The organism is Bacteroides sp. NGMCC 1.200775, assembly GCF_040798045.1.
Classification (GTDB): domain Bacteria; phylum Bacteroidota; class Bacteroidia; order Bacteroidales; family Bacteroidaceae; genus Bacteroides; species Bacteroides hominis.
In genome coordinates this window covers 244,378-257,378 of the sequence record NZ_JASCQK010000003.1, presented here as the reverse complement: position 1 = coordinate 257,378, position 13,001 = coordinate 244,378, and the positions used below count along the sequence as shown (strand labels likewise).

General features: G+C 42.3%; 7 protein-coding genes. 2 read left to right on the top strand and 5 right to left on the bottom strand.

Annotation, left to right across the window (positions count from 1 at the left end; all coding sequences use genetic code 11):
- Positions 1 to 27: 27 nt before the first annotated feature.
- From QK890_RS10285 to QK890_RS10275, 3 genes are all read right to left on the bottom strand, one after another.
- Complete coding sequence (locus QK890_RS10285; RefSeq protein ID WP_032531998.1) at positions 28 to 3,480, bottom strand: TonB-dependent receptor; 3,453 nt, start codon at positions 3,478 to 3,480, stop codon at positions 28 to 30.
- Between the two features lie 128 nt (positions 3,481 to 3,608).
- Positions 3,609 to 4,808, bottom strand: coding sequence for a FecR family protein (locus QK890_RS10280; RefSeq protein WP_005808401.1), 1,200 nt, complete (start codon positions 4,806 to 4,808; stop codon positions 3,609 to 3,611).
- Positions 4,809 to 4,907: 99 nt separating this feature from the next.
- The gene (locus tag QK890_RS10275) at positions 4,908 to 5,486 is read right to left on the bottom strand and encodes an RNA polymerase sigma factor (protein WP_005781354.1); all 579 of its coding nucleotides are present in this window, start codon (positions 5,484 to 5,486) and stop codon (positions 4,908 to 4,910) included.
- 260 nt (positions 5,487 to 5,746) lie between these two features.
- Between QK890_RS10275 and aroC the strand changes: the two genes are divergently transcribed.
- Positions 5,747 to 6,823, top strand: a complete 1,077-nt coding sequence (aroC, locus tag QK890_RS10270; protein WP_005808404.1) for a chorismate synthase — start codon at positions 5,747 to 5,749, stop codon at positions 6,821 to 6,823.
- Between the two features lie 12 nt (positions 6,824 to 6,835).
- On the top strand, positions 6,836 to 8,200 hold the full coding sequence (locus tag QK890_RS10265; protein ID WP_044302078.1) for a dipeptidase: 1,365 nt from the start codon (positions 6,836 to 6,838) through the stop codon (positions 8,198 to 8,200).
- A 107-nt stretch (positions 8,201 to 8,307) separates the two neighbouring features.
- Here the strand turns inward: QK890_RS10265 and QK890_RS10260 are convergent, their stop codons facing one another.
- Positions 8,308 to 9,342, bottom strand: a complete 1,035-nt coding sequence (locus QK890_RS10260) for a linear amide C-N hydrolase (RefSeq protein WP_229067014.1) — start codon at positions 9,340 to 9,342, stop codon at positions 8,308 to 8,310.
- 85 nt (positions 9,343 to 9,427) lie between these two features.
- Positions 9,428 to 12,859 carry a proline dehydrogenase family protein gene (locus QK890_RS10255; protein WP_367627323.1) on the bottom strand — a complete coding sequence of 1,144 codons (3,432 nt, stop codon included), beginning with the start codon at positions 12,857 to 12,859 and terminating at the stop codon, positions 9,428 to 9,430.
- Between the last annotated feature and the right edge of the window lie 142 nt (positions 12,860 to 13,001).

The following is a 13,001-nucleotide window of genomic DNA, read 5'->3' as shown; positions in this document are numbered from 1 at the left end:
TTCTATTTATTAATCTGTTTTTTCTTTTTAGAATGTAAAGTCTAAACCGAGTGTGAAAGTACGTGGCAGAGGATAATTCAAACCTGCGTTGGCATTACCGGCTTCCGGATCGAAATACTTAATCTTGTCCCACACAGCAAGATTATATCCCATAATATAAATACGGGCAGCCTCAAAACCAATCTTATCCATAAATTTCTTAGGAAGCTGATAACCGAACTCTATGTTTTTCAGTCGTAAGAATGAACCATCACGCAGCCACCAGGTGCTTGCCACCCGGTTGTTGGCATTATTGGCATTGTTTTTATGCAAACGCGGAATAATGACATCCTGGCTGGGATTGCTCTCGGTCCAACGGTCTAAAGCAAACGTACGATAATTGGACTGGTCTACACCCCAGGAGAACGGGTACCATCCTTCTGAAGTAGCCCCTCCCAGAAGAACAGATGTATTGCCTGCCCCTTGAAAAAAGATACTTGCATAGAAACCCTTGTACTCGGCATTAAGGCCAAATCCATAAATAATTTCAGGGGTACTCGGGTTCCCTACTCCTCTTACCTGGTCGTAAGAGTCAATCACACCATCACCATTTACATCGACGTATTTGATATCACCCGGACCAACCAATCCTCCCAAAGTAGGACGCGGAAGTTCCGAACGAAGTTTATAGGTTTTCAATCCGTTGGCATTGGTACTGACTATAAAATCGTCCTCGGTATAAAGCCGGTCGGCAATATAAAGAGTATTTTCGCTGACCCGGGTACCGGTAACTGCTTGATAATCGTACTTCTGAGGTAGCTCATCGTATTCAAGAATTTTGTTGCGCGTAAAGGTAAATGTCCCGCGGGCGCTGAGTTTCAGTTTACCTATCTGCTGATTGAGGTTCATTGACATATCCACACCCTGATTACGTACCTTACCAAAATTCTGCCATGGGTCTTGACGAAGTCCGCCCAACTGGGGAACAGTACGGCGTTGCAGCAAGATATCTCTACGTTCGGAACGGAAATAATCGAAAATAATATCAATACGGTTATCGAACAATCCAAGATCAAAACCATAATTCTGCTTATCTTCAATTTCCCAAGCCAGATAGGGGGCTGCAAAACGTCCTTCAACAATACCGTTACCTATTCCGTTGGTTCCGCCAGTATCTCCGATACCCTGTGTAAATCCACCGGCATTGGTCGTGAAAGTAGGACGATACAAAAAGCGTTCCTGTCCCGTTTTATCATTACCCGTACGTCCGACAGATGCTCTCAACTTTAGTTTATTAACTATCTTTTTTACCGCTTCCGGATAGAATGATTCGTTAGAAAGATAGTAAGCGGCACCGACTGCCGGGAAAAAGCCGAAACGATTACCTTCGGCAAATGCTTCGGAACCGGTATAACCAAAGTTGCCTTCGACAAAATAGCGTCCGTCATAGCCATAAGTGGCACGGCCCACAAACCCCTGCTTACGGAAAGGAAGAGGAACATTGTGCTGTTGTGTCTCTTTCTGCATATACAGCAACATGGCCCCCACGTCATGTTTTCCAAACGTACGTTTGTAGTTGACAGACGCATCGATATAAATTTTCTTGGTGGCAGACGTCGCACTGTTTTTGGGATCCTGAATATCCGGGTTACCCGATACAACCGTAGAGAAAATCAGTTGTCCCAATTCATCACGACCAGTAGCATGATATCGTGTCGGATTATATTCACGACGGATAATCATCTCGCTGTCATAGTCATAACTTATATTCAGGTTGGCAGACAAACCTTTGGTAATGAAATCGAGTTTTTGATTGACATTTACTTTTGACTGGATACCGGTTCTGTATTCTTTTGCATAACCGGAGTTCATCAATAAGTTATAAGGGTTACGCATATTGGCATCTCTTTCCTGAGCATAAGTAGCTACTGTTCCGTCACTGTACACAGCCGGGAAAGCATAGGGAGGAGTGATCAACATGGAACGGAAAATGGTGGAAGTACCTGTTCCCGGATAATTATTAATGAGATATTGCATGGCAAGATCTACTCCTACTGTAGTAGTAGAAGATACAGCCATATCAATATTAGAACGCAGATTAAACCTGTCAATACCGATATTGGTATCATAAATCCCATTCGGTCTGTTCTTGAACAATCCGCTTTCATTAAAATAGGCACCTGATACGAAATACTTGGCCTTTTCCGTACCACCGCGTACATTGAGTGTATAACGGTGGCTGAAGGTATTCTTACGAAGAAGTTCGTCAATCCAATTGGTATTAGGGTACAGATCCGGATCATCGTTGTTACGGTAATGAGCTATCAGTTCATCAGAAAATTGAGGTCCCTCTCCATCATTGCGCAATGCTTCGTTATACAGGCTCAGATAATCGGCAGAACCAACAAATTCCGGAAGACGAGTAGGTGACGAAATCGTATGTTCTGTCTTAAAAGATATTTTAGCCTTCTCAACCCGTCCGCGCTTAGTAGTCACCAGTACTACACCGTTAGCTCCTTCCGCACCATAAATGGCAGTAGCGGCCGCATCTTTCAGTACAGAAAATGTTTCTATTTCATCCGGTTCAATATCACTCATATTTCTGGGAACTCCATCGACAAGTACAAGCGGAGAAGTTCCTCCGGCAAAAGTACTGACTCCGCGAATCCAGAATTCGGCATTATCATAACCGGGCTCTCCGGAACGCTGGACCGCAATCAGACCTGCCACCTGACCGGCAAGGCTGTTATTCAGGCTTCGGGAAGGAACGACAATGTCTTTGGGTTTTATCGAACTCATAGATACTACCACGCTCTCTTTTTTCTGTTTACCGTAACCGACTATCACTACCTCATCAAGCGCTTTTGAGTCTTCGTGCAATACGACATTGATGTTACGACGTCCTTTCACTTTGATTTCTTCGGTATTATATCCCAGGTATGAGACCAGCAAAATCACATCATCCGACGGAAGCATGACTTCATAACGTCCTTCCATATTGGTTATGGCACCGATAGCAGGATTTCCTTTTACCACTACGTTTGCACCGATGACTGACTCTCCTTTTGCATCGGTAACGACTCCGGTAACTTTGATTTTAGCCTTCTGCTGAGGGGCAGAGGCGGACTCGGAAGTTTCTTTTTTATAAATAATGATCTGACGGTCTTTAATGGTAAATCCATTATCGGTATGTGCCAATAATTGCTCTAATATTTTTTCGACCGACTGATTAACCACATTTACACTGACTTTCCGGTTCAAGTCAATAACACCATCCCTGTAAAAGATGATAAACTCACTATTCTTCTCTATCTCCTTAAAAACCTGTAGTACGGTTTTTCCGGCAGATTGCATAGTAAAGACTTTGGTTTGCGAGTAAACACTTGAAGCATAAGCTATTTCGAATGCAAAAGTGAATAACAAAAATAAAAAAATACTTTTTATCGATAATAAAGTTCCTACTTTAGTCCTATTGGGACTAAATATTCCATGATTATTCATACATTTGTACGATTTGATTAACAAATTTGTTTTTACGTAGTTTAATCTAATCAGGGGTTGGATGATATGAGGGTATTATCCAACCCTTTCTTAAAAAATTTAAGGTCCTTGTTTCATACTATTAGAAATTACTTGGTTAATAAAAAATGGTTCTCTCTGATCTCTACTTTCGCAGGTATGGTTTTACTTAACATTTCCAAAACATCCCATAAATCTTCCCGTAAATCAAGCTTACCACTACAGGTTAACCCGATCAGCCCCGAATCAGCTGTGATGTGTTTTCCATAATATTGAGATAACTTTTCGATGATTACTTCAATCTTTTCACGTTCAAAGCAATAATAGCCTTCTACCCAACTGATATATTCAGACACATCCACTGTATTTATCCGCAACTCGTTCCCTTGGTCATCATAAGTTAACATATCATTGGGGTTAAGAACTTTCTCGGGATGCTTATGTGTATCCACTTTCACTTTACCGGATACCAAAACCACCGATTGTTCCTCTGCAGAATCATAAGCACTCACATTAAATTTCGTGCCCAGCACCTCTACTTCCATCCGATTGGTCTTTACGATGAAAGGCCGGGTTTTATCAGGAGATACCTGAAGGTAGACTTCTCCATTCACATAAATCTCCCGCCTATGTGCCGCAAACTCTGTCGGATATACCACACGGGTATTAGCATTCACGGCTATTCGTGTCCCGTCGGAAAATGTTATAAAAGAACGTTTTCCGGAAGGAACTATTAACTGATTATAACCTGCGCCCCCTTCTTCATCTGCCTGAGCCGTTCCGGAATTGATGGCTATTTTACCACCCTTCTTATAGTGTAATTTACTTTCTTTCCCATCCATAACCACCTTCTGCCCTTTCGACAAGACTAACTGTATGTCATCGCTATGATCCGGTTGGGAGATACTGGCCAAACTGTAAAATGAACTTTCTTCATAAAAAGCAATAAGGGAAAAAACAAAATAACTGCTCAAGACCAACATTGATATACAGGCAGCAATACTCGCTACACGCAGGAAAATTAATCGTTTTTTTCCTCTTCTCGCTTTTTTCTCAACCGCTACCTGATAGCTGATTCGTTCCCAAAGTATTCCCACTTCATCGTCTGTCATCTGCTTTTGAGGACTTACGGCTACAATCTTTAAAAAACTTCGAGCCATATGTAACTCTTTGGCAAAATCGCTGTCTTCTTTCTCCAATCTTGCCCAAAAATCTTCACTTTGTTCCGTAGGATGCTGCATTGAGTCCAGAAAAGGTCCGTCGTCCAACAAATCAGCTGCGGTATAGTGTATATAGTGATTTCGCTCCATTTTCTTCTTTTTATAAAAAGACAGACAGAACTCTGAAATCTACTCAGTGAAAAGCGGATTTTTTTATTGAATTTCTATTACCAGCTGAAAAACAAGGAATTAGAATAGAAAGAAAAATGGCAATATACCATACATTTCACGCAATCGGGTGAGAGATCGCTGAAGTAAATTATAGGCTGACTGATAATTAAGCCCCATCAGCTCACAAATAGAACTGTAATCCAGCCCTTCAAAAAAACGATAATAGATGATTTCACGCTGTCGGGGAGAAAGCGTATTCAACAAATGGGCAACAGTATGTTTCTGAGATGTTTCATCTTCGGTCTCAATAATTTTTTCTTCTACCGACAAATCGAACTCATAATTTATATTAGAGATATAAGTGTCATGTAAACTCCCTTTATTAAAGACATTAAAGATAGAATTCCTTAACGAAGACATTAAGTAGATTTTAATATTGGCAGGAGGAGAAGAGTATTTACCTTTCTGTCTGTAGATATTCACAAAAACATCCTGGACACAGTCTTTCACCATCTCTGTATCTGTAGTAAAGCGACACCCATATTGATAGAGTTGCTGAACATATTGAGAATACAGCCATGCATAAGCATTGTCATCTCCTTCCAGAAATGACTGCCACTTCGCATTACTACTCTCAACGGGATCATTATTATACATATCGCATGACTTCTGACAATATCAGTTGCGCAAAATAAGCAAAAATTCATTAAAGGTAGTCAAGAGACCTCTCTTTTTAACTATAAAATTCCTTTATAATTGCTAATCTTCTTTCTTGTACTAATTAGAAGACAAACAAAAGCCGGCATCTATTACAGCGAAATTCAATCTCCCCTTATGAAGGAAAACCGAAGAGAACAACTCTTTCCTGAAATTTATTGTTATATTTGCATATACTAAACTTTAAAGCCTTATTCAATATGTTCAATTCATTTGGCAATATTTTCAGACTAACCAGCTTTGGCGAATCTCATGGTAAAGGAATCGGAGGAGTGATTGATGGATTTCCAGCAGGTATCACTATCGACGAGGAGTTCGTTCAGCAAGAACTGAACCGCCGTCGCCCGGGGCAGTCGGTCATTACCACTGCACGCAAAGAAGCTGATAAGGTAGAATTTCTTTCGGGCATTTTCGAAGGAAAATCTACAGGATGCCCCATCGGGTTTATCGTATGGAACGAGAACCAACATTCAAACGACTATAATAACCTGGAAAAAGTATATCGTCCGTCACATGCCGATTATACATACACTGTAAAGTATGGAATCCGTGATCACCGTGGTGGAGGACGTTCTTCTGCACGTGAAACCATTTCAAGGGTAGTGGGTGGTGCTTTGGCAAAACTCGCATTGCGTCAATTGGGAATTCACATCACAGCTTATACTTCACAGGTAGGTCCAATTAAATTGGAGGGTAATTATACGGATTACGACCTTGACTTGATTGAAAGCAATCCGGTGCGTTGTCCGGACCCCGAAAAAGCAAAAGAAATGCAGGATTTGATTTATAAAATCAAGGGTGAAGGAGATACCATTGGAGGCGTATTGACTTGTGTCATCAAAGGATGTCCTATCGGACTTGGACAGCCTGTATACGGTAAGCTACATGCCGCATTGGGAAATGCCATGCTGAGTATCAATGCTGCAAAGGCTTTTGAGTATGGAGACGGTTTCAAAGGACTCAAACAAAAAGGATCAGAGCAAAACGATGTGTTCTACAACAATAATGGGCGGATAGAAACACGAACCAACCACTCCGGAGGAATCCAAGGGGGGATCAGTAACGGGCAAGATATCTTCTTCCGGGTAGCATTCAAACCGGTAGCCACGGTACTGATGGAACAGGAAACTGTTAATATCGACGGCATCGATACCACATTGAAAGCCAGGGGACGCCACGACCCATGTGTATTGCCACGTGCAGTACCTATTGTAGAAGCCATGGCAGCAATGACCATACTCGACTATTATTTATTGGATAGAATGACACAACTTTAATAATTATTCAACGTGAACGAAATTCAGAAATATATTGCAGAGAACGAACCGATGATGATGGAGGATTTATTCAGCCTCATCCGTATTCCCAGTATCAGCGCATTACCGGAACATCATGACGATATGCTGGCATGTGCACAACGCTGGACACAATTATTACTCGAAGCCGGAGCAGATGAAGCCATCGTTATGCCTTCAAAAGGAAATCCTATCGTATTCGGACAAAAGATAGTAGACCCTAACGCTAAAACGGTATTGATATATGCGCATTATGACGTGATGCCTGCCGAACCTCTCGATTTGTGGAAAAGCCAACCTTTTGAACCGGAAATACGTGACGGACATATTTGGGCGCGAGGTGCCGATGACGACAAAGGACAAGCATTTATTCAAGTAAAAGCTTTTGAGTATCTCGTAAAATACAATCTGCTGAAAAACAATGTGAAATTTATTTTCGAAGGAGAAGAAGAAATCGGTTCACCAAGCTTGGAAGCCTTCTGTGAAGAGCATAAGGAACTACTAAAGGCCGATATCATACTGGTATCAGATACCAGTATGTTGGGTGCCGATCTTCCTTCATTAACTACCGGGCTGCGTGGTTTGGCCTATTGGGAAATCGAAATAACAGGTCCAAATCGCGACTTGCATTCAGGGCACTTCGGTGGGGCTGTAGCTAATCCGATTAATGTGCTTTGCGGCATGTTGAGTAAAGTAATTGACGCTGACGGACGCATCACGATCCCCGGATTTTATGATGCCGTGGAAGAAGTTCCACAAGCAGAACGGGAAATGATCGCCCATATTCCTTTTAATGAGGAAAAATACAAGGCAGCCATCGGTGTAAAAGAGCTTTTTGGTGAAAAGGGATACAGTACCCTGGAAAGAAACAGTTGCCGCCCCTCATTCGATATTTGTGGCATTTGGGGTGGCTATACCGGTGAAGGCTCTAAAACCGTACTCCCGTCAAAAGCCTATGCCAAGGTATCGTGTCGGCTGGTTCCGCACCAAGACCATCATGTAATCTCCGAGCTTTTTGCAGACTACTTCCGCCGGATCGCTCCGGCTACAGTGGATGTAAAAGTGACACCAATGCATGGAGGACAAGGATATGTATGCCCTATATCACTACCGGCCTATCAGGCAGCAGAAAAAGGATTTGAAATAGCCTTCGGTAAAAAACCATTGGCCGTACGTCGCGGAGGGAGTATCCCTATTATATCAACCTTCGAACAGGTGTTAGGAATAAAAACCGTACTTATGGGATTCGGAGTGGAATCGGATGCTATCCATTCGCCTAATGAAAACTTCTCTCTGGATATATTCAGAAAAGGGATCGAGGCAGTTGTAGAATTTCATCTGACATACAGTAAAAAGTAAGCTTCTTATCACAAATAATAACACGGATTAAAACAGATATCAATCAGGTTCCGTTGCGACCTAAAATTGAATGCTGTTTTAATCCGTGTTATTTGTGGTAAGACTTATCATGGCAACTCAAACATAAATGTGAACGATTTACTGTCTTTGAAATCTTTCACTGCGTCTCCTGTATAAATTTCCCCGTGTGTCAAAGATAATTTCCTGATATTTGCACTCGGACTAAAATCAACCTTATTCAAATCTACCCAGAACAGATTGGGAGTCAAAGTCGACTCAAAGTAGTATACCCGATTTTTCTGATCAGAAACCGAACGCCAACGTGTGGAAGAAATATACGGCTTGTCCGGAGTTGTGATTCCGAAAGGAACAGATACATTCCGCATCACGCTCAATACACTCGGTACAGCAATATTCGCATCCGATGTCTGCGGAATAGCATGAATATAGAAAGAAGCACGCACAAAACGGTCACTTGAACGGTTGGTTCCCGGCAACATATTCAAACCGCCTACCTCTTTCCAATAATCATTCACAGCCAATTGAAGATCGTAACGGGGAGAGTTTGTCATTACTTGATATTCTTTACCTTCATGGATGATCAGGTCTCCATTGATATACTCCAGAATAGCGGAATTACCCGTTTCATCAGTGATAGCCATATGCAATGTAGATGCAGAGCCATTAGGCATGTTCGGAGCATCAATGCGGAAGGTTTGTTTACTTAGCTCTTCAACAGCTTCACGTACTGTTGCAAAGTTATCAAGCACATACTGTGTCCAAATACTAATCCCCATTACAGGGCGGGTGTCATTGGGACGGGTATAGACAGACTCCGGTAGAAACAGGAGACTGGCAACCAATCCTTTTTCATTCATGCCGTCGCAAGTACCGATATCATACCCGGTAGCCACAATGCTACCATACTTCGAAGTCCATTCTACCGTATTTCCTTTATCGTATCCTGCACGTTTGATACCACGGGGAAAAAGATATAAATTAGACTGAATATCCTCTTTCCAATCCATCGTACGTCCGGTAATCACCATATTATCCGGTCCAATGTAAACTGCACGTGTACATGCTTTCGCAGGCTGTCCACCCCAGATCAAATTGACAGCTATAGTAACCAAAGCTGCCATCATAATTTTCTTTCTCATACTCTTTTTATTAATTAAAATGGTTTTGTTATCTGCATTTAGATAACAAAACCATGGAGTATTAGTTTTATTCACAGGCAGGTACTTCCGAAATACTTCCGTACCTATGGTATTCAAAAGCAATGCTTTGCTCTTTAATATAATGTATCAACTCTACCCTTCCGTCTTTCACCGGAGGTGCTGTAGCAATATACTTGTCAGTCTGTACAGCTGCTTCGTATATTTTCACGGGTATTTCCGGTGAGCAGGTACGGATACGTTCGTATTCGGAGATACTACTGATAAATGAATCCATTGTCTCCTTCCTCAACCAACAACCTGTGTCTGCCAAAGCTTCGGTACGATCGTCCGATGGGTCATAACTAATGGTAAGTGGAGTTCCACACAACCGGGCAGCATATACTATCATCTCTGCTGTTTCATTCCTGTCATCCGGGAAAAGCCTCAATACCATACTCTTCAGTGGCAAATAACGGAACAAATTCTGTTCACCATAAAGATTATTTATATCCCTCGGCTTTGAAAATTCCTCCTGAAAGGCTTTAGTATAGCTTTGACGATAGTCGGTTTTACTATCAGGTTTATCGGCTATTTTCACAAAGCAACTGCAATAGTTCGGGCCACCTGCTTTCACTCCTCCACCGAAAGCCGAAAGTTTCATCCCGCCAAATGGCTGCCGGTTGACAATAGCCCCTGTTATACCCCGATTGATATACAGATTTCCGGCCATTAACGAATTTTTCCAGATCTTTTGTTCGGTTTCATCCAGACTCTGGAGGCCGGATGTCAAGCCATAATCCAATCCATTCACCAAATCAATTCCTTCCTGTAAATCTTCAATACAAGCCACACTCAACAACGGACCGAACAACTCGGTGCGAAAAGAGTAACTACCCGGCTTCACTCCCCACTTTACAGTAGGAGCCAGTATATATTGCTTCTTATCAATGAATCTTGGCGGCACTAACCAAGTCTCCCCAGGTTCCAGCACTAATGCTTGCAGTAATTTTTCATTTTTATTTGTTATCATAGGCCCCACTACATTGCCCGGATCCCAGACACTCCCTACTTTCAGACTGGTAGCCGCATCAATCAGTTTCTCACGGAAACTCTTATCTTCATAGACCGAACGTTCCACTAACAGCAACGAACAGGCAGAACATTTCTGTCCTGCATTGCCAAAAGCAGAAGAAACAATATTCATAATAGCATGGTCACGATCACCGGAAGCGGTAAGTATAATGGCATTCTTTCCTCCGGTCTCTGCCGAAAGCGGAGTAACCGGAACTGATTTTGCTATACTACGGGCTGTATCTGTACCACCGGTCAAAATAATATGTTTCACTATCGGAGAAGTGGTAAGCAGCTTCAAAGCCTCCCGATCAGTTATGATCACTTGCAATGCTTCTTTGGGTACTCCCGCATCCCAAAAAGCTTTGGCAAACAACCAAGCCACCGGAGCTGCCACCGTAGCGGGTTTCAGTATAACAGTATTTCCCCCGGCCAGGCCGGCAACAATGCCACCTATGGGAATGGCACAAGGAAAATTCCATGGAGAAATAACCAGTACAGTCCCCTTTGCTGTTAAACTAACATCACCCAACTCCGAAAAAGTTCTCATCGTTGTAGTATAAAAACGTGCATAGTCGATTCCTTCAGATACTTCTACATCCCCTTCAACAACTGTTTTTCCGGTTACTGCACACATACAGCCTATCAAATCTCCCCTCATCTCCGCCAGATTATTGGCAGCAGCATACATTATCTTATGCCGGTCTTCCAATTCGGTTTTTCTCCATCCGGCAGGATCGGCTTCGGCTATAGAAAGTATCCGTTCCACCTGCTCCGCATTGGCCTGTGACATCTCACATATACAAACATCCTCTTCCTGGCAACGATCCAGATATTTATAACGTTTCTCCGTAATTATATTTTCAGTTCCAATTTGCAATGGAATAATTTCGGGCACATCCTCTTTCGACTTTTTCCATTTGGCAAATATCTTCTCCACCCACTCCTGGTTTTGCTTCAGGTCGAAATCTGTATCCGGCTCATTTTCCATTCGGTCTGAAGGCATAGCCGGCGTATAAGGTTTATTCCGATCCTGTACTCGTGGCGAAGTATGAGTCAGATGATCTTTCATCGCATAAGCATCTTCAAACTGTTGAGCCAGAAAGTTCCAGGTATCGGTATTCGGCTTCAAATTGAACGAATGGGTCAGAAAATTATCAGGAGCCGTATTTTCATCCATACGCCGCACCAGATAAGACACTGCATTGAGGAAATGTTCGTCTTTCACAACCGGAGTATAGAGAATCACCCGGTTACCTAACATAGACTGTGCACGCCACAAATGATTGGCCATTCCTTCAAGCATCTCAAACGTCATATAGTCTGATGTACCCAATTTCCGGCTCAACAAATAGGCATATGCTATAGAGAACAGATTATGCGAAGCAACTCCCAAATGAAGCACTTCAGCATTTTCGGGTTGTAAGCCACGCTCCAACAAATGCAAATAATTGGCATCTACTTCCGTCTTTGACGGGCGTACCGGATTAGGCCATCCACGAAGTGAAGAAATAACGGTTTCCATTTCCAGATTACAGCCTTTCACCAGACGCATCTTGATAGGTGCCCCCCCGGATTCTACCCGTGCTTTGGCAAACTCAAGCAACTCAGTCTGAAAATCATAAGCGTCGGGCAAGTATGCCTGAACGACAATACCGGCCGAATAATTTTTAAACTCGGGTTTGCTCAGCACCTCTTTAAACAGGCGCATAGTGAAATGTGCATCTTTATACTCCTCCATATCAAGGTTGATAAACTTAGCACGTTTCAGCCCGTCTTCGTCTACATATGGATTATCGATCGCCTTTTGATAAAGAGCAGACATGCGTCTGACCAATTCAGGAAAACTCTCCCGATAATTCAATGCATGTGTCTGAGCATAGATGCCGGAGATTTTAACCGATATATAATTTATATCCGGAGATTCCAAAGCTTCCAGATAATGATGATACCGATGATCAGCCTCTCCATTACCCAAAACCACTTCCCCCAACAAATTGACGTTTTGTCCGATCTTCTCTTTAAAACGAGTCGCTAAATGTTCTGTCAGGTTCGGACGCGATTCGTCAATAATCACTTTAGAGGTATCCGTACGCAATCGCTTCTTGATAATAGGGATAGCGATAAAATCAAAATGATGTCCGAAAGCCTGATACATTTTAAAAAGAAAAGTATCCCTTTTATTTAGAAATTCAGGAACTCCATATTCATCTATCAGTGTTTTGATTCGTTTGGCAAGTTTCTTCCGGTCACGTATCTGGGAAGATTCGTCCAGCATTTTCACCAGGAATTTTTTATCTTGAGGACGCTGCACCATTACGGCATATTTATGTTGCTCACGACGCTCTTCACTTGTAATGGTTGCTTCACAGGTATTGTAGAGTTTCAGTACCCATTCGTTTACTTCAGCAATAGTTGGTCTGTCCATAAGAAATCAATGTTAAAGTAATGTATTGAATCAGAAAATAATCTCAACTTACAATTACAGAAACATGGTAGGGCTGAACATAACGGCACGATAGCGATGCAAAGTCTGCAACGCTTGCTGTGAAAACCGGTCAAAAAGCAGA